This is a genomic window from Nonomuraea sp. NPDC003727, from assembly GCF_053586935.1.
Map to the genome: position 1 here is coordinate 153,937 of NZ_JBSFNE010000002.1, position 22,313 is coordinate 176,249.

The 22,313-nt window shown below is 70.1% G+C and carries 19 protein-coding genes; 7 read left to right on the forward strand and 12 right to left on the reverse strand.

The annotated features are described in order from the left end of the window. Window positions 1-33 precede the first annotated feature (33 nt). Entirely contained in the window at window positions 34-300 is a 267-nt protein-coding gene (locus ACWDLG_RS06010; protein ID WP_449916466.1) for a hypothetical protein, read from the reverse strand. A gap of 124 nt (window positions 301-424) precedes the next feature. Continuing rightward, window positions 425-1,282, reverse strand: coding sequence for a TetR/AcrR family transcriptional regulator (locus tag ACWDLG_RS06015; RefSeq protein WP_449916469.1), 858 nt, complete (start codon window positions 1,280-1,282; stop codon window positions 425-427). 385 nt (window positions 1,283-1,667) lie between these two features. Between ACWDLG_RS06015 and ACWDLG_RS06020 the strand changes: the two genes are divergently transcribed. Next, window positions 1,668-2,306 carry a hypothetical protein gene (locus tag ACWDLG_RS06020; protein WP_449916471.1) on the forward strand — a complete coding sequence of 213 codons (639 nt, stop codon included), beginning with the start codon at window positions 1,668-1,670 and terminating at the stop codon, window positions 2,304-2,306. A gap of 399 nt (window positions 2,307-2,705) precedes the next feature. Here the strand turns inward: ACWDLG_RS06020 and ACWDLG_RS06025 are convergent, their stop codons facing one another. Further along, window positions 2,706-3,092, reverse strand: coding sequence for a hypothetical protein (locus ACWDLG_RS06025; RefSeq protein WP_449916474.1), 387 nt, complete (start codon window positions 3,090-3,092; stop codon window positions 2,706-2,708). A gap of 356 nt (window positions 3,093-3,448) precedes the next feature. On the opposite strand from ACWDLG_RS06025, the gene ACWDLG_RS06030 reads away from it, so the two are divergent. After that, on the forward strand, window positions 3,449-5,587 hold the full coding sequence (locus ACWDLG_RS06030) for an alpha-L-fucosidase (protein ID WP_449916475.1): 2,139 nt from the start codon (window positions 3,449-3,451) through the stop codon (window positions 5,585-5,587). 64 nt (window positions 5,588-5,651) lie between these two features. On the opposite strand, the gene ACWDLG_RS06035 is transcribed toward ACWDLG_RS06030, so the two are convergent. The 6 genes from ACWDLG_RS06035 to ACWDLG_RS06060 form a co-directional block, all read right to left on the reverse strand. Then, entirely contained in the window at window positions 5,652-6,389 is a 738-nt protein-coding gene (locus tag ACWDLG_RS06035) for a dienelactone hydrolase family protein (RefSeq protein WP_449916477.1), read from the reverse strand. A gap of 219 nt (window positions 6,390-6,608) precedes the next feature. Continuing rightward, complete coding sequence (locus tag ACWDLG_RS06040; protein WP_449916479.1) at window positions 6,609-7,469, reverse strand: DUF899 domain-containing protein; 861 nt, start codon at window positions 7,467-7,469, stop codon at window positions 6,609-6,611. A 225-nt stretch (window positions 7,470-7,694) separates the two neighbouring features. After that, window positions 7,695-8,075 carry an ArsR/SmtB family transcription factor gene (locus tag ACWDLG_RS06045; protein WP_449916481.1) on the reverse strand — a complete coding sequence of 127 codons (381 nt, stop codon included), beginning with the start codon at window positions 8,073-8,075 and terminating at the stop codon, window positions 7,695-7,697. Then, window positions 8,065-8,496 carry an SRPBCC domain-containing protein gene (locus ACWDLG_RS06050; RefSeq protein WP_354913142.1) on the reverse strand — a complete coding sequence of 144 codons (432 nt, stop codon included), beginning with the start codon at window positions 8,494-8,496 and terminating at the stop codon, window positions 8,065-8,067. The genes ACWDLG_RS06045 and ACWDLG_RS06050 overlap by 11 nt, the downstream gene beginning before the upstream one ends. 99 nt (window positions 8,497-8,595) lie before the next feature. Beyond that, the gene (locus tag ACWDLG_RS06055) at window positions 8,596-9,741 is read right to left on the reverse strand and encodes an epoxide hydrolase family protein (RefSeq protein WP_449916484.1); all 1,146 of its coding nucleotides are present in this window, start codon (window positions 9,739-9,741) and stop codon (window positions 8,596-8,598) included. Window positions 9,742-9,970: 229 nt separating this feature from the next. Then, complete coding sequence (locus tag ACWDLG_RS06060; protein ID WP_449916487.1) at window positions 9,971-10,645, reverse strand: YqeB family protein; 675 nt, start codon at window positions 10,643-10,645, stop codon at window positions 9,971-9,973. 310 nt (window positions 10,646-10,955) lie between these two features. On the opposite strand from ACWDLG_RS06060, the gene ACWDLG_RS06065 reads away from it, so the two are divergent. The 5 genes from ACWDLG_RS06065 (at window position 10,956) to ACWDLG_RS06085 (ending at window position 17,173) form a co-directional block, all read left to right on the forward strand. Then, the gene (locus tag ACWDLG_RS06065) at window positions 10,956-12,005 is read left to right on the forward strand and encodes an NAD(P)-dependent alcohol dehydrogenase (protein ID WP_449916489.1); all 1,050 of its coding nucleotides are present in this window, start codon (window positions 10,956-10,958) and stop codon (window positions 12,003-12,005) included. 81 nt (window positions 12,006-12,086) lie between these two features. Then, the gene (locus ACWDLG_RS06070) at window positions 12,087-13,916 is read left to right on the forward strand and encodes a glycoside hydrolase family 15 protein (RefSeq protein WP_449916491.1); all 1,830 of its coding nucleotides are present in this window, start codon (window positions 12,087-12,089) and stop codon (window positions 13,914-13,916) included. Beyond that, on the forward strand, window positions 13,913-15,307 hold the full coding sequence (locus tag ACWDLG_RS06075) for a glucose-6-phosphate dehydrogenase (protein WP_449916494.1): 1,395 nt from the start codon (window positions 13,913-13,915) through the stop codon (window positions 15,305-15,307). Before ACWDLG_RS06070 ends, ACWDLG_RS06075 begins: the two co-directional genes overlap by 4 nt. A gap of 193 nt (window positions 15,308-15,500) precedes the next feature. Beyond that, window positions 15,501-16,484: a GlxA family transcriptional regulator gene (locus ACWDLG_RS06080; protein WP_449916496.1), complete on the forward strand. Its 984-nt coding sequence runs from the start codon at window positions 15,501-15,503 to the stop codon at window positions 16,482-16,484. An 80-nt stretch (window positions 16,485-16,564) separates the two neighbouring features. Next, window positions 16,565-17,173, forward strand: coding sequence for a cysteine hydrolase family protein (locus ACWDLG_RS06085; protein WP_449916499.1), 609 nt, complete (start codon window positions 16,565-16,567; stop codon window positions 17,171-17,173). A gap of 6 nt (window positions 17,174-17,179) precedes the next feature. On the opposite strand, the gene ACWDLG_RS06090 is transcribed toward ACWDLG_RS06085, so the two are convergent. The 3 genes from ACWDLG_RS06090 to ACWDLG_RS06100 all read right to left on the reverse strand — a co-directional run bounded on the left by ACWDLG_RS06090 (window position 17,180) and on the right by ACWDLG_RS06100 (window position 22,081). Next, window positions 17,180-18,664: a serine hydrolase domain-containing protein gene (locus ACWDLG_RS06090; RefSeq protein ID WP_449916501.1), complete on the reverse strand. Its 1,485-nt coding sequence runs from the start codon at window positions 18,662-18,664 to the stop codon at window positions 17,180-17,182. Window positions 18,665-18,985: 321 nt separating this feature from the next. Next, window positions 18,986-20,788 (reverse strand): DUF5107 domain-containing protein, encoded by a 1,803-nt coding sequence (locus tag ACWDLG_RS06095; RefSeq protein ID WP_449916503.1) that lies wholly within the window; start codon window positions 20,786-20,788, stop codon window positions 18,986-18,988. Between the two features lie 249 nt (window positions 20,789-21,037). Then, a complete protein-coding gene (locus ACWDLG_RS06100; RefSeq protein ID WP_449916506.1) occupies window positions 21,038-22,081 on the reverse strand; it encodes a CAP domain-containing protein in 1,044 nt (347 codons plus the stop codon). Window positions 22,082-22,313: the final 232 nt, after the last annotated feature.

Here is a 22,313-nt window from a genome sequence, read left to right on the forward strand (position 1 = left end):
ACACGCCGGTCCGGCCAGAAAGCACCAAGCGGTTCACGGACTGCGATGACACCCCACGATGACGTTCACCTTCGCCGCGAACCCGCCGATCCCGGAGCCGTATGTGCGGGCCAGCGCGTGGTCGGCAGCCGCGCTGGAGGCCAGCAGCATCGCGTACGGCAGGTCCTCGCCTGTGGAGCGGTCTCCCGAGCGCAGGTTCGCGATCGAGGCTCGGCCCTGCGCCGCGTACCGGACGTCCTCGCGGGGTGACCTCGACCATGTCGGCTGGCATACCTGCTTGAGCACGGTGTACGCCGTCATCGTCTTGGAGAGGCTCGCCCCCCGGCACGCGCCGATCGGCTTGCTTGCTGAACCGGACGTCGCATCGGCTCATCATGCCCCGCAGTGGACCGCGTCCTTGAATGGTCTCCAGCTTCGGCCTGCGTCAGGGGGTCTTCTGCGGCGGGATGAGCAGACGGTCGAGCAGGAGGTGGAGGTACCTGCGGAAGTCGACGGAGGCTTTCCGATCATCGGGGCCGAGGCGGTTGCCCTCGTCGTCGAGTACGTCTCCGCAGCAGAAGCCTTCGACGCACCAGATCATCGTCCAGAGGACGTATCTGAAGTCGGGAGCGTCGTCGATGTGTCCTGCCTCGAGGGCGGGCTGGATGCTCTTGTGGATCTGGGCGTGCAGCGGCCAGACGTAGCGACGCTCGAGGTCGGTGACGTCCTGGGCGTCGAAGAGGCTGCGGTGCGCCCAGAGTGCGGGGATCTGCGGGTTGGCTTGGCAGAAGTCCAGATAGCTGTCGGCCAGCGCATGGATCATCTTGGGGGCGTCGGCGGGGGACAGCGGAGTGAATCGGGCCATGACCGCCTCGATCGCAGCGCGATCAGCCTCGTGGGCACGTTCCATGATGGTCAGGTAGAGGTCCCGCTTGCTCCCCAACAGGGAGGTCACCTTGGCGACGTCGAATCCGGCGGCCTCCGCTATCTGCTGAAGGGAAGTCCCGTCATATCCGAGAGCCGCGAACATGCGGGTCGCAATCTGCAGGATCGCCTCGCGCTGGCCATCGGCAGCAGAGGTCATGAATCGGACGGTATGAATGGAATCCGGCATGGTCAACCATTTGACAGGCAAGGGCAGGCCATCTGCCGGCCAGTTCGTGGAGAATCGGCAACAGCCCAGCGAAGCGAGCGCGTTCGTGACGGCACCGCGGTCGTTGTAGTCGCCGATGTTGGTTCGACGGCCTCTCCGGTCGTAGCCGTGCATCGGCGCATCGACGGTGGCATACCAGGCGTTGACCATCCCGGTGAGGGTCCCTGACGCGCTTGCCCGGCGGCGGCTGTTTCGCCGCCGCGGTGGAAGCGGACGCTCGGCTACCGGGCAGGTTGACCTGCTGCCCGCCGGGACGCACCTCGCCCTGCGGCTCCGCGGTGAACAGCCCGGCGATGCCGTTACTCACCCAAGAGGCAACCTGGGATATGAATCCTGCCTCGTGGGGGTGACAGGTACCACTGGAAGAGGCGGCGAGCGGCGGTCGGAGCCAACACTCGCGCCAGGAGGGCCAGGGCGGCGGCATCCGTTCCCTCATGCTTGGGCATGATGTTATGCGCCCAATGACGGTAGGTTTATGGCCTTGTCGAACCGTTGTCCAAGACAGGCGTGGCCTCACAGCGGGCATGGAGATGGAATGCATGAATTCATGAGAGGCATGGCCCCCTTGAGCGTTGCCGCGGTAATCGCTGTCGCGGCGGGCTGCGGACAGCGGGACCTCGTCGTCGCAAGCGGCTCCCCTACGTCCCCGGGCGCCAGGACTGGAGGCATGTCTCCTCAGCCCACGATCACCGCGCCTCGCGCGAAGCGCTCGGCCTACTCCTTCGAATTGCAGAAGAGCGACTGGAGCGACACAGATGCCAGCTCTTATAACGCACAGACAGAGCTCGCCGACGGTCGGCGGGTGGCGATGTTTTATGCCGCCGACAAGGGTCTCATGGAGCAACACTTCGATCCAACAGATGGCGGATGGACCAGGCCCGTCTTGCTTTATCGAACGAAGGAACACCCGTGTCAGGGCATCGAATTGGAGGCCAAGGCGGGAACGGTTGCGGCTGTTGCCAACTGGGGAACCTATTGTTTTGACGGCGAACCCCCGCAGGAGTCCGTTGCCATAGTCGGCGCGAGCACACTCGAAAAGTGGGATACGCACCTTACCGAAGGCTTCGACGGCTGGGAGAAGTACTCCATATCGAGTGACGGTGACGTTGTCATGTTTGTCAACGAAGCCTGGAAAAAAAGCCTTAGGTGGAGTCGATCCAAAGGTTTTTCGTGAGCAAACCCTTTTCATCCTTGTCGAAGGCGGGTGCGTGTCCCCGCTGGTGGTCATGAACTGGCCGCCGGCGGGGGACTGGTCGCCGTCGGGCAAAGATCGCGGACGGCCGGATACAGGCAGGCCTCTTGGGGTCCCGGTAGCAATGAAGCCTCTGACCTGCGGCGATCCCGGACCCTATGGCTAGAGAGCGTTGAAGGCGGGGGTCTGGCGGATGTCAGCACGATCTTGGGCCTGTGCACGCAGGGCGTCTACCACGGTCCTGCGACGGCTGCTCAGCACCAGGGAGCCCCCTGGAAAGCTCACCTGGCGCGTGAGACCTCCATGCCCTCATCGCCTGGGCCGCAGATCAACCGATCGGATACGCCCTGGCGATCATCGTCAAGCGACCCGGCGATGCACTCATGCAACCGCGAAATGACGTCCCGCCGCGGTGGGCGACACCCTCCGCAGACCGCCCGAACTCATCACCTCCGGCAGGACCATCAGCCCGACCGCATTCACCACCAGGGCGGTAACCGGCTCCGGCGCCCAAGCGACCGCACCGCGACTTTGGGCGTTCGGTAACCAAGCCGGCGCCGGCCGCTTGACGTCCAGGAAGAGTTCGTCGAGGGCGAGGCCCTTGCCGATGTCGGCGACCAGGGTGGCGCCCTGACGGCTGATCCGTCCCGGGGCGAGCCTGCGCCCGCCGCTGAGCACGACCCGCTCGCCTGCAAGGCGCGAGGTCCTGGAACGCAGGGAGTAGACGCCCGCCCGCACCCGCGCCCGCAACCGACCGGTCGCGGGCATGACCTCGCGTACGGCACGCTGTGTGATCGTCCTGAACCGGCGCCGCCTCGGGTGCCCGCGCGTCGTCGTCACCCTGCGTGGCCACGGGGAAGACGGCGTTGGCCGCCGGAGCTCTCGGTGAGGTGAGGGCGGTCGGCCCGCTCGCGGCGCCCGCGTGGCGCGAGCAATGACCGCCAGGGCTCGCCGTCATGCACCGGGGCCTCCCGTCGTGGGACGACTCTCGTTTTGACCTGACCCCCTTGTGAAGGCGATAACACGGAGGTTACTTTTCATCCGATCAATCAACGTCTGGAGCCCCCCACATGAGGCGAAAACTCCGCTTAGCTCCTGCCATCAGCCTCCTTCTCATCGGACCTATGTGCGTCACGCAGCCGGTCGCCGCTGACACGCCGCCCGCGTACGAGCCCACGGTGGAGTCACTGAACAGCCACCCGGTGCCCCGATGGTTCAATGACGACAAGTTCGGCATCTTCATCCACTGGGGCGCCTACTCGGTGCCCGCGTGGGGACCGCGCGGCAGCTACGCCGAGTGGTACTGGAACTACATGAACGCGCGCGGGAGCGCGACGAACGCCCACCACAAGGCCACCTACGGCCAGGACTTCGACTACGACACCTTCCTGCGGCAGTGGAAGGCGGAGAAGTTCGACGCGGCCGACTGGATCAAGCTGTTCAAGGACGCCGGCGCCAAGTACTTCGTCCTCACCTCCAAGCACCACGAGGGCATGGCCCTGTGGGACAGCAAGGTCAGCGGGCGTGACAGCGTCGACCTCGGGCCGGGCCGCGATCTGGCCAAGGAGCTGTTCGACGCGGCGCGCAAGGACGAGGCCAAGCTGAAGGCCGGCTTCTACTACTCGCTCTACGAGTGGTACAACCCCGCCTACACCGGACGGCCGGCGACCAACCCCTACACGGGCGCGGCGATTCCCTACACCGGAGCGCCGAGCGGGGTCGACTACGTCAAGGACTACATGCTCCCGCAGATGCGCGAGCTCATCGACGGCTACGACCCCGACATCATCTGGTGCGACGGCCAGTGGGAGAAGCCGGCCTCCTACTGGAACACCGCGGGGGTACTGGCCGACTACTACAACAAGGCGGTCAAGAGCGGCAAGGAAGTCGCGGTCGCCAACCGGTGCAAGATCCAGAGCGGCAACCTCGACAGCCCCGAGCTGGACTTCCAGACCCCTGAGTACACCGTCAAACCGGACATCGACCCGGTCAAGTGGGAGTCCAGCCGCGGCATCGCGCACTCCTACGGCTACAACCAGAACGAGCCGGAGGAGGATCACCTGACCTCCGACCAGCTCGTGGACTCGCTCGTGGACATCGTCAGCAAGAACGGCAACCTGCTGCTCGACATCGGCCCGAAGGCCGACGGCACGATCCCCGAGATCCAGCGGCAGCGGCTGCTGGACATCGGGGCCTGGCTCAAGGCCAACGGCGAGGCGATCTACGGCACCACGTACTGGAACCGGGCCGAGGAGAAGGGCGGCCCCGACGACGTCCGCTACACGGTGAAGGACGGCACCCTGTACGCCACGGCGCTGACCTGGCCGGGCGAGCAGCTCACACTGGGCGCCGACCTGCCGGTGAACCACAGCACCCGCATCACCATGCTCGGCTCCGGCGCGCCCCTGTCGTGGAGCCGCGACGAGCGGGGCCGCGTCGTGGTGGACACGCCGGAGCAGACCGGGAAGCACGCCTACGTCTTCAAGATCGAGACGCCGGGCGTGCGCAGCCTGCTGCGCACTTCCTCCAGCCTGGCCAAGGAGATCGCCGCCGATCAGACGATCACCGGTGAGCTCACGGTCACCAACCCCGGCAAGCGGCACGCCCCTGCCACCGCGCTCTCCCTCACCGCGCCGCGGGGCTGGACGGCCACGCTCGGGGCGACCGGCGTGCGCCCGCTCGGCCCCGGCGAAAGCGTGACCGTGCCGATCAGCGTGAGTGCCCCGGCGGGAACCCCTCCCGGGGAGTACCCGCTTGAGCTGCGCCAGCGCACCGGACGCTTGGAGACCACCACCACCCTGCCCCTGACGGTCAACCGGCCCAACCTCTCGCTCGGCAAACCGGCCACGCAGAAGAGCACCGGCTACGACGCCCCGGCCTCCCGGGCCGTCGACGGCGACACCGACGGCAACTGGGGCGCCGGAACGACGACGCACACCGCCGAGCCGGAGAAGCAGGCCTGGTGGCAGGTCGATCTCGGCGCCTCGGCCGCGCTCGACAGCGTGGACATCTGGAACCGGCTCGACTGCTGCGCCGACCGGCTGAAGGACTTCTGGGTGATGGCCTCCGACCAGCCGTTCACCACCGACGACCTGGACCAGGCCCGCACCGCGCCCGGCGTGACCGCCGTGCACGTCAGCGCCCAGGCCGGGTCGCCGAGCAAGATCAAGCTGCCCGAGGGCACCAGAGGCAGGTACGTCAGGATCCAGCTCGCCTCGCCGTCCAACCCGCTGTCCCTGGCCGAGGTCCAGGTCAGAGGCTAGGACCCGGCTTCGTCAGGACCGAGCGGGCGGGACCGGCCTGTCCGCTCGGTACGGCCGGCCGGTCCTACCGGTGGTCGGCGACGTAGGTGTCGAAGAAGGCGAAGGTGCGCTGCCACGCGTCGTCGGCCGCCGGGCGGACGAGGCCGTGACGCAGCGGGAAGGCCGCCAGTTTCGCCACCGGGTGATGGCCGTCGGTCATGAACGAGTGACCGGCGCTCGGGTAGATCTCGACGTCGTGCTCGATGCCGAGCGCCCGCATGTGCTCCTGCAGCCGCGCGCCCTGCGACCGGAAGCCCAGGTCACGGCCACCGTAGGAGCCCACGACCGGACACACCGACCGCAGCTGTTCCTGGTCGCGGGGAACCACGCCGTAGTTCACCGACACGGCACGCACACCGGGCGGCGCGCTCGCCGCGTACGCGAGGGCGAACCCGCCGCCCATGCAGAACCCGATCACACCGAGCCGGTCGCCGTCGACGCCGTCGTGGCCGGCCAGCCATTGCCGGGTCGCGTCGATGTCGGCGGCCGGACGGCCCGGCCTGCCGGTCGCGAGCTGGTGCATGGCCCGGGTCAGGCACCCGATCCTGCTCCCGTGGCTGTACAGATCCGGCAGGACGGCCGCGTACCCATGGGCGGCGAACAGGTCCACGACATCCAGCATGTCCGGTTCGACGCCGTAGGCCTCGTGCACGACCACCGCCCCCGGCCATCCGGCCGCCGGTGCCGGTCCCTCCGGCAGTGCCACCGTCGCGGCCAGCGAACTGCCGTCCGGTAACGGGATGCGCGCGTGTTGTCTCCTCATGGGCAGCCCTCCGCCGACCCGGTCACAGGAGACGTAACGTAACAGGTCGTCACAGGTGTCGCGGAAGGCGGGCTTCGGCGGCCGCACCGTTATGTCGCTTCACGCCGGCGGTCGACGCGCGGCCGGGCGTAGCCCCTGCGCCGACACGGCCTCTTCGTCGTCGGCCACGGCGCCGGAGCGGTCGACGACATCGGGGAGTCGCCGCCCGGCCCTGGCCGCTCATCCCGGACAGCAGCACCCCGCCGACCCGCTGGATCCCGTCGTGCCCTCGCCCTTCGCGACGCTGGGCCGCGGCCGGGAGCCGGTGGAACCGGGGTCGGTGGAGCCAGGGCCGGTGGAACCGGGGTTGTCCTTGCCGTCGTCGCCGGTGCCGGTGGCCGCGGCGATCTTGTCCAGCCATCCCTGCGCCGGCCCGGCGTCGTCGTACGCGTCGTGCCAGTTCCACCACTCGTACGGCCGGCTCTGCGGGTAGCCCTCGGGTGAGTCCTCCCACTCCTCCTGCCGCCCGAGCGCGGTCATGTCGAGGTAGCTCCAGGTGCTGCCCAGCGCCTCGTCCCCGCGGTTGTTGATGAAGTAGGTACGGAACACGCCGTCGCCGTCGCGGATGAACGCGTTCGTGCCATGCCATTCGTCCACCCCGAAGTCGGCGTCGAACGCGTCGGTCATGGTGTACCAGGGCATCGTCCAGCCCATCCGCGCCTTCACCCGCTCGATGTCCTGCTGCGGCGCGCGCGAGGCGAAGACGAGCGTGGTGTCGCGGGCGTTCAGGTGCGCGAGGTGGGCGACCTGGTCGGCCACCAGGGAGCAGCCGCGGCAGGCGTGGTCGGGCCAGCCGAACACGCCGGGCTCGAAGAAGGCGCGGTAGACGATCAGCTGGCGACGGCCCCCGAACAGGTCGAGCAGGCTCGCCCTGCCCCCGGACCCTTCGAAGGTGTACTCCTTCTCCACCGCCAGCCACGGCATCCGCCGCCGCTCCGCGGCCAGCGCGTCCCGGGCGCGGGTCATCTCCTTCTCCTTCACGAGCAGCTGCTGTCGCGCTGCCTCCCACTCCTGCGGCGTGACGATCGGTGGGGTCTTCATCGTGCTCTCCTCCTTCTGGTTCGGGCCCACTCTCACGGGCCGAGCACGCGAGCCGCTTTCACCGCCCCTGACGGGCCGCCGCCTCTTCGGCGGGCAGGCGCGGGCGGTCGCGGCTCTCGGGCCGCCCGCGCCGGTGGTGATCAAGCCCTGCGGGCCGCTGTCGATGGAGAAGCCGAGCCAGGGAAACCTTCCCCCGGAACGGCCTCCGTCACCCGGAGCCCATGATCAGGTCTGCTGTCCCCTTTCGCGGGATGGGGCTGTGGCGGGCCCGCCGGCGTCCCGGTCGAGGTGGTCCTTCAACGCCTCCAGCGGGCTGTCCCAGTCGCGCGCCAGCGCGGCCAGGAACTGCTGGGCCACCTGCATCGGCGCGGAGCGAAGCCGGTAGCGCACCCGGCGCCGCTCCCCTGGCTCGGCCGTGACCAGACCCACCTCGGCCAGCAGGGCCAGGTGCTTGGCGATCGCCTGCCGCGTGATCGGCAGCCGATCGGCCAGGTCCGTGGCCGTGGCCGGCCCTCCTGAGGCCAGCGCGGCCAGGATGGCGCGCCGGCTCGGGTCGGCCAGGGCGATGAAGACCTGTTCGGCGACCGCCTCGACGTCAGGCGGCATCGAGGTATTCGACAAGCTCACCCAGCTCGCTCGCCCACCCGTGGGTGTTGGAGTCGTACGCCTTGCGGTAGGCGTCCTCGGGCAGCTGGGCGAAACCGGTCTCGACCACCGTCAGCCGCGTGCCCGCGCCGACCGGTTCGAGCGTGAACTCGACATAGGTACGGCGCGGATCGTCCTCGGGCAGCCCGTGGATGTGCCAGGTGAAGCCGAAGACCGTCGGCTCCTCCACCCGTTCCACGCGCAGGTCGACCGTGGCTCCGCCGGCCCACCTCAGCTGGGCCGGCCCGCCCGGACTCAGGTCGATCGTCGCCTCGTCTCCGAACCAGGAGCCGAGACCCTCGGCCGTGGTGAGCGCCGCCCAGACCTTGCTCGGCGGGTGAGCGACCTCCAGGGTCCGCTCGATGCGATCAGGAAAACCCATGAGACCCTCCCATAAGTAGCAACCGAACAGTTGCGACACTATAGCAATCGACTGGTTGCGTCAATGGGCGCCCCGAGGGCGGCCGACCGTACGGCCGGGCTAGGCCACGTGCCCGTCGAGGCCCGCGAAGAACGTCCGGATGTCGGCCACCAGCGGATCGGGGGCCGCCATCGCCAGCATGTGACTGGGGTGCTCGTGGTCCCCCCAGTGCACGATGTCGTTCCCGCGCTCGGCGATCCGGCGGAAGGCCGACGGGCCGCCGTGGGAGACGCCCGTCGGCACCACGTTCTGGTCGATCGGCATGCCCGCCGCGCCCTCGTAGTAGGTCCACGACGACGACCCGCCGGTGCCCGTCAGCCAGTACAGGCTCGCATTGGTGAGCACCAGGTCGCGGTCGACGGGCTCCCGGGGCGCCGCCCCGTCGGGCCAGCCGTCGAACTCCTTGAACCTCTCCACCAGGTAGGCCAGCTGGGCGACCGGCGAGTCCGCCCAGCCGAAGCTGAGCGTCTGCGGCCGCGCGGCCAGGTACGGCGCGTAGCCGCTGCCTACCGCGCCGCTCAGCATGCCGGCCAGCCATTCCACGCTGGCCCGCTCCTCCTCCGACAGCCCCTCGAGTTCGGCCGGGTCGCCGGTCGGCATGCCGACGCCGCCGGTGATGTGCACCCCGACCACCCGCTCCGGGGCCAGCGCGCCGAGCTGCGGCGAGACCAGCGCGCCCGCGTCGTTGCCGTGGACGCCGTAGCGCTCGTAGCCCAGCCTGCTCATCAGCTCCGCCCACGTGCGGGCGACCCGCTCGATGCTCCAGGGCCGCTCGTCCGCGGGCTCGGGGAAGGGGGAGAACCCGAACCCGGGCAGCGAGGGGGCCACCACGTGGAAGGTCTCCGACAGCGGGCCGAGCAGGTTCGTGAACTCGGCGATCGAGTTCGGCCAGCTGTGCGTGATGATCAGCGGGAGCGCGTCAGGGTCGGCGGACCGGACGTGGAAGAAGTGAACGGTCTGCCCGTCGATCTCGGTGGTGAACTGCGGGAACCGGTTCAGCTTCGCTTCCTGGGCGCGCCAGTCGTATTCCCCCGCCCAGTACTCCACCAGGTCCTTGAGGTACGGCACGGGCACCCCGCGGCTCCACTCGGCGCCCGGCAGGCGGCTGGGCCAGCGGGTGCGGGCCAGCCGGTCGCGCAGGTCGTCCAGGTCGCCCTGCGGGATCTCGATGCGGAAGGGCCGGATGTCGGTCACGTCGTGCGTCATGAAGCCCAAGCTAGACGGCACTGCGGAAAGGTTCTTTCCGCAATCGACCGCTGAATCCGGCGCCTGCCCACGACACCCCCGGCACCCTCACACCCGGCATCCCGCACCCCCGGCACCTCCGGCACCCCCGCCCCCGGCACCGCTGGCACCCCCGGCACCCCCGGCACCCGCACGACCGCGCCGGCGCCCTAGGAGTTTCGCAGCCCGGGTGCCGCCCACCGGTCGGAGATCACATGCGCCAATACTGTCGTTTGTCCCTGTCTCTCACGACGACGCCGAATCTGGCCAGTTCCTTGCGCAGCTCCCGGGCGTCGCCGCCCTTGTCCGCCTTCAGCGCCTTGGCCCGGGCGGCGAGGACGGCGTTCGCCCCGTCGGGGAGGCCGGAGGCGCCGGGCACCCAGAGCCGGTAGGCGTCGTCGTGCGGGTCCGCGTCCGCCCAGCCGTACCCGTGCTTGGTGAAGGCCCTGGACAGGCGTTTCGCGCTCAGGTCGGTCTCTTCCCTCGCGGCCTCCCCGCCGTGGTGGCCGAGCAGGACGAGTTGCTTGCCGTCCTTGAACGCCAGGGCGATGTCACCCCGCTCGACCACCTGGGTCTCGTCCCTGGTGGAGAGCGTCACCTGGGTGTCGGAGACGGTGACCGTCAGGGATTCGTGCAGGGCGGTGAGGCCCAGCAGCAGGCCCGCCAGGGCGCCCACGGCGACGACGCCGACGGTGAGCCCCGGTTCCGGGAACGAGTTGAGCAGCTTGGCCGGGCCCTGGAACGGCGCCCAGGGCAGGGACACCAGCCATCGCGCGAGCAGCTTCACCACCCAGCCGAGGACGGCGCCACCGGCGACGCAGACCAGCATCACGATCAGGGCGGAATCGGCGACGACGGTGGCCTCTGGGTCTTTACCGGCTTTCACGTCATCTGTAGATACCGCCAGCCGAGGCGCGTTGTCCGGCGCATGCCCCGATCGGCGACCAAAGTCCGGAAATCAGCGACTTAAGGAGGGTCGGCGGCACCGATCAGGGGCCGTACGCCGCGAGATCGTGGGCACCCTTGCGCGATCCGTCCGTCATGGGTCTTTTGTCCACATAAGGACTAGTCCTTGCTGGAGCCCCGCTTCCGCCCCCCTGGCAGGGGAAGGCCAGATATCAGCCATGTCGCCGGGGTGTCAGGACGATGCCGGCGGCGTTCGGGGAGTGATCATGACAGGACGAACCGGGGGAACCATGAAGGCGTTCGTGATGAAGGAGATCGGACGCGTCGGCTTCATGGACAAGCCCATACCGCGGCCCGGCCCGCTGGACGCCGTCGTACGGACGACCACCGCCCTGATCTGCACGTCGGATTCCCACACGGTCAAGGGCGGCATCGGGCCCCGCGAGAACCTGACGCTCGGCCACGAGGCGGTCGGCGTGGTGCACGAGGTCGGAGAGGAGGTGCGGACCTTCCGGCCCGGCGATCGTGTCCTGGTCGGCGCCATCACCCCTGACTGGGGCGATCTCGCCGCTCAGAACGGGCATCCGTCACAGTCCGGCGGACCGCTCGGCGGGTTCAAGTTCGCCAACTCCAAGGACGGGGTCTTCGCCGAGTATTTCCACGTCAACGAGGCCGACGCCAACATGGCGAAGATACCCGGAGAGGTTTCCGACGAGATGGCGGTCTACTGCGCCGACATGCTCTCGACCGGATTCATGGGCGTCGAGAACGGCCATCTGCCGCTGGGCGGGACGGTGGCCGTTCTCGCTCAGGGCCCGGTCGGGCTCATGGCGACCGCGGGAGCCAGGCTCTGCGGCGCCGGCCTCGTCATCGGGGTCGAATCGGTCCCCCGCCGCAAGAAGCTCGCGCAAACCTACGGCGCGGACGCAGTCGTGGACTTCACCCAAGAGGATGTCGTCGAGCGGATCCTCGAACTGACGCAGGGCCAGGGCGTGGACACCGCCATCGAGGCCCTCGGCGCGGACGCGACCTTCCAGACCGCGATCAAAGTCACCAAGCCCGGCGGGACGGTGTCCAACACCGGCTATTACGGTGAAGGCGAATTCGTGCGCATCCCCCGTGTCGAATGGGGAGTCGGCATGGCCGAAAAGACGATCACGACGGGCTTGTGCCCAGGCGGCCGGCTGCGCATGGAGCGACTGCTGCGAATCCTCCAGACGAAACGGCTCGACCCAACCCACATGACGACCCATTCGTTTGATTTCGAGGAGATGGAGCGGGCCTTCGAGGTATCGGACAAGAAACTCGAGGATGTCGTGAAGGTGCTGATCACCTTCTAGGACCGCGACCGGGCGGCGTTTCGCCCTCGCAAGCAGCGGTGCCCTCCGACGGCGCGTCGTACGACGAAAGAGGAACCTGGCATGCTCGATCCCGATCCATCGTTCCGCCCGATCCGCCGGCGGGAGGGCTACCTGCCGCTGGAGGATCTCGGCCTCATCGGGGACGGCACGACCACGGCGCTGGTCGGCCTGGACGGCTCGATCCGGTGGCTCTGCCTGCCCCGCTTCGACAGCGAACCCCTACTGTGCGGCCTGCTCGATCACGCACGAGGTGGGCACTTCACGCTGACGGTGGAGGATCTGCGGGAGGCCCGGCAGCGCTACGAACCTGACACCGCGGTGCTGGTGACCGAGTTGCGTGGCCCGAGCGGTTCGGTGCGGATCACCGACGCGCTGGCGCTGCGTGCCGGCGCGGATCTCAGCGACGACGCGGGCGCGAGCCGGGCTGAGCTCGTCCGTTCCGTCCAGGTCCTGGACGGGACCGTCCGCGTGTCGGCGGAGCTGTGGCCCCGCGGTGGCGCACAGACCCGGCTTCTGGGCAGCGGCCTGGAGGTACAGGCGTCCCGGCGGCCGGACCTGCGCCTGCATCTGCGTTCCAACCGTCCCCTGACCGGCCTGCACACCGTCCACGACCTGGAACAGGGCGATCGCCTTGATCTCGTGCTGTCCTGGGGTCGTATTCACCGCCACCACCGCTTCGACCCCGAGGCGATGCTGCGAGAGACCGCCGAGGCGTGGCGCCGGTGGATGAGGAACTGCCGCTACAGCGGGCCGGAGGAGCCGCTGGTCCGCCGCGCCGCGATCACGCTCAAGCTGTGCGACGACTGGGTCAACGGCTCGCTGGTCGCCGCCCCCACGTCCTCGTTGCCCGCGCCGATCGGTGGCGTACGCAACTGGGACTACCGCTACACCTGGATCCGGGATGCCGCCTTCGCCGTGTTCGCGCTGCGCCGCATCGGCTTCGACGGCGAGGCCGACGCCTTCCTCGGCTGGGTCCTCGACGCCTTCGAACAGAGCCGCCGGCCGCGGATCATGTACAGCCTCTGCGGCGATCCCGTACCTGAGGAGATCCAGGACGCCGACCTGGAAGGCTACCGGCGTTCCGCTCCGGTGCGATGGGGTAACGGCGCGGCTGATCAACGCCAGCACGACGTTTACGGCGAGGTGCTGGACTGCGCCGACCAGTGGCTGCGCTCCGGGGGTGAGATCCAGCCCGCGCTGTGGACCGGCCTGGCGGAGCTGGCCGACGCCGCCGTGAGTGCGTGGCGGCAGCCGGACCAGGGCATCTGGGAGGTACGCAGCGCGGGCCGCGTCTTCACCTACTCGGCCGGGATGTGCCAGGTGGCCCTGGACCGGGCCGCGTCGATCGGCGAGCGGCTCGGCCTGCCCGGCCAGGTCACGACGTGGCGCGCCACGGCCGGCAAGCTGCGTCAGCTCATCCTGGACCAGTCCTGGAACGAGGACGTGCGGTCCCTGGGCGAACACCTCGACGGCAGCGGCGGGCTGGACGCGAGCCTGCTCGCGCTCCCGCTGCGAAGGGTCATCCCGGCCGACCACCCGCGGATGGCGGCCACCACCGCGGCCATCGCCGAGCGTCTGTCCGCCGGCGACGGACTGCTCTACCGCTACCTGCACGACAACTCGCCCGACGGGCTGCCCGGCGACGAGGGCGCCTTCGTGCTGTGCAGCTTCTGGCTGGTCGAGAACCTCGTCCTGCAAGGCCGCGTCGAACAGGCCGAGGAACTCTACGCGTCACTGTGCGCACGGGCGGGCCCGCTCGGGCTGCTGCCGGAGCAGATCGACCCGTCGACGGGCACCTTCATGGGGAACTTCCCCCAGGCGTTCAGCCACATCGGCGTCATCGCCGCCGGCGTCCGCCTCGCACGAGCGAAGGAAGGGATGATGACGTGATCAACAGGCTCGTCATCTTCGGCGCCACCGGCGACCTCAACGCGCGCTACCTGCTCCCGGCGCTGGCTGCCCTGCGGACAGCCGGGCACCTGGACGACGGCTTCCAGCTGACCTGCGTGGACCGGGCGGACTGGACCGACGAGGGGTTCCGGCGCTGGGCGGCCGACCAGCTCGGCCGGCACGACCTCTCCTCCCCCGCCGACGCCAGGAAGGCGATCGCGGAGTCCGCCCGCTACCTGCGGGCCGACGCCACCGACGTCACCGACGTCGCTGCGGCCATCGCCGGCGACGGTCCCGTGGCCGTCTACCTCGCCCTCCCCCCAGCGATCTTCCCTGGCACGGTGGCGGCTCTGCGCGGCGCGGGCCTGACACCGGGCAGCCGGATCGTGCTGGAGAAGCCGTTCGGCGAAGATCTGGACAGCGCTGTGGCGCTGAATCGGCTGCTGTCGGAGGTCGTGCCGGAGCAGGCGGTGTTCCGTGTCGACCACTTCCTGGCCATGACGACCGTCCAGAACGTGCTCGGCAGCCGGCTGGCCAACCGCGTGCTGGAGCCCATCTGGAACAGCGCGCACATCTCCGAGGTGGAGATCGTCTGGGACGAGACCCTGACACTGGAAGGCAGGGCGGGCTACTACGACGGCGCAGGGGCGCTGAAGGACATGCTGCAGAACCACCTGCTCCAGGTGCTGTGCCTGGTGGCCATGGAACCACCGCTCAGCCTCGGCGAGCGTGACCTGCGCGACCGGAAGATCGACGTGCTGCGCTCGGTACGCCGTCTCACGGACGACGACGTCGTGCACCGTACCCGCCGCGCCCGTTACCTGGCCGGCCGCGTCGGCGACCGTGACGTTCCGCCCTACGCCGAGGAAGAGGGCGTGGACCCACGGCGAGGTACCGAGACCTTCGCCGAGGTGGAGCTGGAACTCGAAAGCTGGCGCTGGTCCGGCACGGTCTTCCGGCTCCGCACCGGCAAGGCGCTCGAACAGGACCGCAAAGAGGTCGCGGTACGGTTCCGGCCCGCACCACACCTGCCCTTCGGCGACAGCGAGCACGCGCCCAACGTGCTGCGCTTCGGGCTGGAGCCGGAGAGCATGACCCTCGCGCTGACCGGCGTCGGCCCCGGCGGCCATGCCCTTGCCCCGCTCACCCTCACCGCACAGCTGGAGGCCCCCGATCTGCCCGCCTACGGCCGGCTGCTGCTGGACGTCCTGCACGGCAACGCCGCCCTGTCCATCCGCGGCGACGAGGCCGAGGAGTCCTGGCGGGTCCTCGCACCTGTCATGTCGGCCTGGTCCAGGGACCTGGTCCCGCTTCTCGAATACCCGGCCGGATCGGACGGGCCCGCCCGCCCCCAGGAGGTCAGCCCGGCGGGGGCCCGGTCAGGCCGGTGAGGAGTACCTGATGCCATCTCCCCAGGCGGCCTGCGCATCGGCCGATCATCGGCATCGCCCAGACAGGTAGCGACCCCGTTCCCCGGCCGTTTCCCGCTGCTGAGCCGGACCCGAGCGGCGAGCTGCGGCGATGTCCGTATGTGACAGATAACTGTCGTTGCGGCCACTCGGAGGGGCCGGTAACAATCTGCTCATGTCCACCGCGCACCGCGTCGTCATCGCGCTCTTCCCGAACGTCGACCTGCTCGACGTCACCGGCCCGGCCGAGGTGTTCGCCCTGGCCAACCGGATCGGTGGCCGCGCCCTGTACGACGTGCGGCTCGCCGGGCCCCAGGGCGGCCAGGTCACCACGGCCGCCGGGGTGCGACTGGTCGCGGACCTGAGGTTCGACGAGGTCGGCGACGAGGTGGACACCCTGCTGGTCCCGGGCGCCGTGGACGTCACCCCTGACGGGCCGCGCGCCCTGACGGACGCCGAGGTGGTGGCATGGGTGCGGCGGATCGCTCCCTCCACCCGCCGCGTGGCCTCGGTGTGCGTCGGCGCGCACGTCCTGGCCGCGGCGGGGCTGCTGGACGGCCTGACCGCCACCACCCACTGGTCCACCGCCGCGCAACTGGCCGCCGACCACCCGGACGTCACCGTCGACCCCGATCCGATCTTCGTACGGTCCAGCGGCCGGGTGTGGACGGGCGCGGGCATCAGCGCCTGCCTGGACCTGACCCTCGCGCTGGTGGCTGAGGACCATGGCGAGGAGACGGCTCTGGCGGTGGCTCGCGAACTGGTCATGTACCTCAAACGCCAGGGCGGTCAAAGCCAGTTCAGCGTGCCCATGGCCCACGCCGCCTCCGGCCGCCGCGACATCGACGACCTGCGCCTGTGGATCGGCGAGCACCTCGCCGAGGAGCTCACCACGACGGAACTGGCGGCACGGATGGGGCTGAGCCAACGCCAGTTCACCCGCGTGTTCCGGCAGAAGACCGGCACCACCCCCGCCGCCTACATCGAGTCCGCCCGCGTGGAGGTGGCGCGACGGCTGCTGGAGACCACCGACCTGCCGTTGCCGCAGGTCGCGGCCCACAGCGGCCTCGGCTCGGTGGAGACCCTGCACCGCGCCTTCCGGCGCCGCCTGGGCACCGGCCCCGGCTCCTACCGCCGCCGTTTCCACACGGTGGCCTGACCCCCGTTCACCCGTTCACCCGTTCACCGCGCGCCCGACGGCGGCGTGAGCCTGCCCGAACCCCGAAAGGAAACCCCGCCATGAGCACCACCGTCTCCCCCACCCTCCGTCAGGTCGTCGGCCTGCCCACCGACCCGGTGCGCCTGGCCGACGCGACCCTCGTCCTGATCGACTACCAGAACACCTACACCACCGGCGTCATGGCCCTGCCCGCCGCCGATCGGGCTCTTGCCGCCGGCGTCCGCCTGCTGGAGCGCGCCCGCGCCGCCGGATCCCGCGTCGTCCACGTCGTCAACGACGGCGGTCCCGGCACTCCCTACGACATCCGGGCCGAGATCGGCGCCATCAGCCCACAGATCGCGCCGCGCGAGGGCGAACCGGTGGTGGTCAAGACGTTCCCTGACGCCTTCCACCAGACCGGCCTGCACCAGGTCCTGACCGACCTGAACGCCGGACCCGACCTGATCCTGGCGGGCTTCATGACTCACATGTGCGTCACCTTCACCGCGCAGGGAGCGTTCAACCTGGGCTACCGTCCCACCGTCGTCGCCGACGCCTGCGCCACCCGCCCGCTTTCCGGTCCGGGCGGCGCGCCGCTGTCCGCCGCCACCCTGCACGCCGCCGCCCTGACCACGATCGGTGACCTGTTCGGCGTGGTGGTGCCCACCGCCGATGCCCTGCCCTCCTGACCGACGCTAGCGTGCCGTCCACGCCACGAGTACGGCCGAGGCGGCGCAGGCCCACAGCAGCAGCGAGGCCGCCGTGGTCACCCAGCGCAGTCGCGGTGTCCTGGCCAGGGGCAGCCGCGGCGCCCTCACCAGCCCCACGGCCGCTCCGGCGGCGAGCGACACCGCCGCCAGGACCCACAGCCCCGGCCACACGACGGCCCAGGCGCCCAGCATCCAGGTGATCGCGAGCAGCACCAGCCCGCGCCAGGTCATCGAGATCAGCTTGAGCCGGTCGGGGAGCGGCAGCATGGGGCGCTTCCCGCGACGAACGGCCACCTCCGCGGTGCGGGCGACGGCGAGCAGGCCCAGAACCGTGATGGCGATCAGCGGAAGCCCGCCGGTGAGCGGGTCGGCGTGGGCCGGCGTCCGGACGCCGAGCAGTGCCTCACCGATGTAGGCCACCGAGGCGGAGGAGTTGCCCAGGACGACCACGCCGCGCCCGCTGCGCCGGTCGAGGCCGACGTAGCTGGAGAAGCCGCCCGTGCTGCCGTCGTGCCAGGTGATGGCGCCGGTGGTGCGCCAGCCGTAGCCGATGAAGTCATCGTCGGCGATCTTCCAACGCGGCTCGGTCGCGGACGCCCCCGGCGCGTCGCCCGCGATGGTGGCCGCCAGGTAGCGGGCCAGGTCCTCGGCCGTGCTCCAGCCGCCCGCGCCGGTGGGCGCGTACCCCTCGCTGGGCCAGGGGTCCGCCTCCAGGCCGGAGGTGAGGTAGCCGTGCGCCCGCTGCTCGGGCAGGCGCGCGCTGTCGCTGATCAGGACCGTGTCCCGCATGCCCAGCGGATCGAGGAGACGCTCGCGCAGCAACGCTTCGTAGGTGGTTCCCGCCCGCGCGGCGAGCGCATGGCCGAGGAGGGCGAAGCCGTGGTTGGAGTAGGCGATCTCGCCCCTGCCCACGGGGACCGTGCGCGCGGCGTCGCCGACCACGCGGGCGGTGCTCTGCCCGCGGTAGGGGTTGCCGCCGGTCTCGCCGGCTATCACCGACGAGATGCCGAACGAGGCAGGAAGGCGCGGAACGCCGGAGCGGTGGCCGGCCAACTCCTCCAGCGATGTCGCCGCCACCGCGGTGCCGCGCAGGGCCGGAACGACCTCGGCGAGGGTGGTCCGCGGGCGGACCTCACCCCTGTCCACCATGTCGGCGAGGATCATGGCGGTCATGGTCTTGATGACCGACCCGAACTCGAACAGGGTGCGCGAGGTCACGGGCTTCCCGTCTCGCAGGCGGTCGGTGCCCAGTCCCGCGGTCCTGACGGAGCCGTTCTCGATGCGAGCCACGGCCAGTCCGACGTGGCCGGCCGACGGCAGTGCCGCGTGCCGTACCGCTCCTGCCAGCGCCGGATCACCCGTTGTCTGCGGGCCGAGGTGCGGGCGGGCGGGTACGACCAGGGTGGCCAGCAGCGCCGCGACGGCGGCCGACACCGCGACGACGAGGACGCTTGTCCGTTTCCGGATCACAGGGTGTCCACCTCCGGCCGTCGCCCCCGGGTGCGCGTCACCGCTGGGGAGATCGCGGCCGGCCCGGACGACGGCGGGACGACGTTGCGGGAGGGATGCCAGGCGGGTCCGCCTGGTGGGGCGACAGGGCCCGCCGCGAGGAAGAGCGAGAGCAACGACGACTCCTTGGTTCGAACGATCGAAGCTCACGCTAGGAGCCGCCCATCGCCCGTTCCTCCCCACCGTGGACGATCATCGTCTCCTTCCTGGGGCCAGGAGCCGGACCATCCGGTAGTGCCCCGCTCCCACGACGTGGCCGGGTCGCGGACAACGGCTGCGCCGCTAGCTCATGCGGAAGTCGTATTCCGCCGGGAGCTCGCGGTCACCGCCGTGATAGGCGGACCACAGGTCGTCCAGGGCGTCCTCGCCCTCGCGCAGGTCGGGCACGACCAGGCCCTCCTCCAGGATGCGGCCGGTCCGGTCGCGGTCGCCCGCGGCCAGGGCGGCCTGGGCCTCCAGCAGGCGGATGCGGCCGTGGGCGCGGTCGCCGGGGGCCAGGCCGTCGACAAGCGCCAGGGCGTCGGCCGGGCGGCCGGCGGCGATCAGGGCGGACAGGGCCTCGACGGTGAGCGGGCGTACGGCGGGCGCCAGCGTGTGCGCTTCCAGGAGAAGGACGGCCGCGGCCGGGTCGTCGCCGTCGAGGCGGTGGGATTCGGCGAGCGCCCGCAGGACCAGCGGATGGCGCCGCTCGGCCAGTGCCCTGCCCCAGGCGTCCGTGGCCTGGGCCCGGTCACCCGTGGCCCACAGGTTGAGGCCCAGATGGTAGAGGCCGTGCCAGTCCGCCGCCGCGCGCAGCAGGCTCAGCCAGCGCGGTCCGACCACGCACACCGCCTCGCCCGGCAACCGGCCCTCGTCGAGGAGGGTCAGCCACGGCGCCTGTTCCTCCCCGAGCGTGTCGTCGGGGAACGGCGTGACCGCCGATGCCGGCAGTTCCCCGGCCCTGCGCTCCAGCGCCCCCCATCCGGATCCGCGGTGGACGGCCTCGGCGACGGGACGATCGGCCCACGCGCCGCCCGCGTGCCCCTGGGCGGTGGTCCGGGTCCGGGCGAGTGTCCCGGCTGTCGCCTCGACGGCCGCGCGGGCCTGGTCGTAGGGGGCGTGGGGGTCGGCGAGGGTGAGGGGGCTGTAGGTCTCGGTCCAGGTCCAGGTGGTGCCGCCGGGGATGGGGAGGTGCTGCAGCTGGGTCCGCGCCAGGCCGGCCTGGATCTCCAGGTAGGGAGCGTGCGGGCCGGACAGCCAGCGCTGCCAGTGGGCGCCGCCGGGAGAGGTGCCCCAGCCGAACAGCTTGCGGCCCTTCAGCCGGGAGGTGGATGTGTGCAGCAGGCCGCGGCCTTCGCCGTCGACGGCGGCTATCCAGGGGGTGTCCGACGTGACGTGGAAGAAGTAGTCGGCGGCCGCGCGCCAGGTGCCTGGATAGCTGGCGTCGGGGTCGCCTGGGTAGGCGACGGTGGTCAGGCGCTGGGTGTATCCGAAGTGATCGGCCTGGGCGGCAGGGGCGAGGACGCGGGTGCCGGGCGTCTGCGGGACGGCGATGTTGGACCACCAGTAGACGGGTACGGTCTCCCGGCGCGGGTTGCGGACGGAGACGGACACGACCAGGGCGGGAGAGCCGGGCGGGAGGCCCGCGTCGATCTGGACGACCAGGCCGCGCAGCCGTTCGTACTCGTACAGCCGCAGCACGGGGTACGGCGCCTCCACCCAGGCCGCGTGCAGCGGGTCGCAGGTCAACGCCCAGTGGCCGGTCGTGCCGAGGTTCCACTCCACGCCGCCGGCGAACCACGCGTCGCGCAGGGCGAGGTTGGCCGGTTGGATCACGGGATTGCGGTGCAGCAGTTCCCGGCCGGTGGCGAGGTCGACCAGCGACCACAACCGCCCGCCGAGGCCGGGCAGGAACACCGCCCGCAGCCGCTCGTTCTCCAGCGTGACGGCGGGCACCTCCCGCTCGACCGGGTGCCGCCCGTAGGAGTCGCGCCTGCCGTACGGGAGCATCGAGGGCGGGTGCCCGAAGTCGGTGACGGCCACGGCGGGGGGCCGCAGGATCGGCAGCGCGCTGACCGGCCCGGGGTCGGCGATGGTGAGCTTCATCCGGACGTCCGCCCTTCGCGCAGAACGTTTTAAGAAGATCCGGTGCGAACGGTAGAGACCGCCCGGCGGGTCTGTCAACGGCGCCACCGGTGCGTATAACGGTCCGAATACGAGTCATTGACGACAGGTCTGTGCACCGGCAAGTGACGTCATACCCCCGGCCCGGCGGACGGTGATCCGCTGGGCCACCGAGGTCCGCCCGCCGACATGCTCCCTCGAGCCTGCCGCGCGGGTGGCGTCCTGCGCGGCTCACCTCAGGGCGAAGTTCTGCGTCCAGTACACGCGGTTGTCGTGGCCGAGGGCACGTCCCACGCCGATCACCCTGTACTCGCAGTTGAGGATGGCGTCGCGGTGACCCCAGCTGGACTTCTCATCGTGGTACAGCCACCCGTCCATCGCCTGGGCCAGCGTCAGGTTGGTGCCGAGCGCCCAGTTCTCCGACTTCTGCGCGGGGGTGAATCTCCCGGACTTGATGCGGTCCGGTGGCATCGTTCCGTCAGAACCGATATGGCCGCGCTTGGAGTCCCCTTCCGGGTACGCGGTGATGAGTCGGGCATAGTTCGCGGCCAGGTCTTGGCTGTGAGCTCTCGCTATGTCGCTGAGCCGAACGTCGATCCGCACGCTCGGATCGGGGCAGCGGCCTTCGTCGCGCCGTACCCGGATGACCTGGTCCACCATCTGCTGCATCTCAACGGTGGGGAAGGTCGTCGACCTCGCCCTGATCCTTTTGCCGAAATCCCAGGTCTGGTTGACGGCCCATGCGCTGGAACTGGAGGTGACGCATGACCATTGCTGCAGGGGGGCGCCGACCTGTGGCGGCTTCGGAAAATTCGGATTGGCCGCATCGAGGCATTTCCGACCGTAGACATTCTGGATTCTGACCGGACCCGAGCAGTTGAGCCTGTCGGCCGAACACTGTCCGCCCTCAAGAGGCTCGCGACGCCAGTGCTGGGTCGGGTGCTCGCCGCATTCCTGCTGGTCTATCCTGACCCCGTCCTGATGCGACGCGGGGAACCGGAGAGCGAGGCATTTCCCCGACTGCAGCGACTTGATGCGAAAGGAGCCGTTCCAGCCGTCCGGCTCACCGATGGGCTCGAGCCTGAAGTGGTCATCTCTCGATGACCAGCGCGGATACCAAAGGACCGGCGGCGCGTCGGCGGACTCCGGCCCGGCCTGCACGAGCAGGCCGCTGGCCACGTTGCCGATCCACACGGTCACGGGTTGACGGACTCGGTCACGGCCGACTTCGACGGCGTCGGAAGCCGGGAGGGTCGACGTGACGACGAATGCCATCGCGACAATTGACCGCGACACACGCCTTCCCGTTTTGAGTACGCTCGCTGCCATGACAGTGCCTCCTCTTACGAGTTGGCCATATCATCCGACTTCACGAAAAGCGTCTTGCGCAGAGCTCACCGAAATGGGCCGGCCGGTTGAGGGAGCAGAAAAAGCATACCGCTGTTTCGACAGGCCTCGCCCCGCATATCACGTAATCTATGATTTGCAAATCCTTGAGTGTAACGGC

What these genes read in the sequence shown, in the direction of transcription:
- ACWDLG_RS06030 (WP_449916475.1), top strand. Translation starts at nt 3,449, where the DNA reads ATGTGCGTCACGCAGCCGGTCGCCGCTGACACGCCGCCCGCGTACGAG.
- ACWDLG_RS06015 (WP_449916469.1), bottom strand. Translation starts at nt 1,282, where the DNA reads ATGGTCAACGCCTGGTATGCCACCGTCGATGCGCCGATGCACGGCTAC.
- ACWDLG_RS06100 (WP_449916506.1), bottom strand. Translation starts at nt 22,081, where the DNA reads ATGGCATTCGTCGTCACGTCGACCCTCCCGGCTTCCGACGCCGTCGAA.
- ACWDLG_RS06025 (WP_449916474.1), bottom strand. Translation starts at nt 3,092, where the DNA reads ATGCCCGCGACCGGTCGGTTGCGGGCGCGGGTGCGGGCGGGCGTCTAC.
- ACWDLG_RS06065 (WP_449916489.1), top strand. Translation starts at nt 10,956, where the DNA reads ATGAAGGCGTTCGTGATGAAGGAGATCGGACGCGTCGGCTTCATGGAC.
- ACWDLG_RS06040 (WP_449916479.1), bottom strand. Translation starts at nt 7,469, where the DNA reads ATGAAGACCCCACCGATCGTCACGCCGCAGGAGTGGGAGGCAGCGCGA.
- ACWDLG_RS06080 (WP_449916496.1), top strand. Translation starts at nt 15,501, where the DNA reads ATGTCCACCGCGCACCGCGTCGTCATCGCGCTCTTCCCGAACGTCGAC.
- ACWDLG_RS06035 (WP_449916477.1), bottom strand. Translation starts at nt 6,389, where the DNA reads ATGAGGAGACAACACGCGCGCATCCCGTTACCGGACGGCAGTTCGCTG.
- ACWDLG_RS06070 (WP_449916491.1), top strand. Translation starts at nt 12,087, where the DNA reads ATGCTCGATCCCGATCCATCGTTCCGCCCGATCCGCCGGCGGGAGGGC.
- ACWDLG_RS06010 (WP_449916466.1), bottom strand. Translation starts at nt 300, where the DNA reads ATGACGGCGTACACCGTGCTCAAGCAGGTATGCCAGCCGACATGGTCG.
- ACWDLG_RS06050 (WP_354913142.1), bottom strand. Translation starts at nt 8,496, where the DNA reads ATGGGTTTTCCTGATCGCATCGAGCGGACCCTGGAGGTCGCTCACCCG.
- ACWDLG_RS06055 (WP_449916484.1), bottom strand. Translation starts at nt 9,741, where the DNA reads ATGACGCACGACGTGACCGACATCCGGCCCTTCCGCATCGAGATCCCG.
- ACWDLG_RS06095 (WP_449916503.1), bottom strand. Translation starts at nt 20,788, where the DNA reads ATGAAGCTCACCATCGCCGACCCCGGGCCGGTCAGCGCGCTGCCGATC.
- ACWDLG_RS06020 (WP_449916471.1), top strand. Translation starts at nt 1,668, where the DNA reads ATGCATGAATTCATGAGAGGCATGGCCCCCTTGAGCGTTGCCGCGGTA.
- ACWDLG_RS06085 (WP_449916499.1), top strand. Translation starts at nt 16,565, where the DNA reads ATGAGCACCACCGTCTCCCCCACCCTCCGTCAGGTCGTCGGCCTGCCC.
- ACWDLG_RS06045 (WP_449916481.1), bottom strand. Translation starts at nt 8,075, where the DNA reads ATGCCGCCTGACGTCGAGGCGGTCGCCGAACAGGTCTTCATCGCCCTG.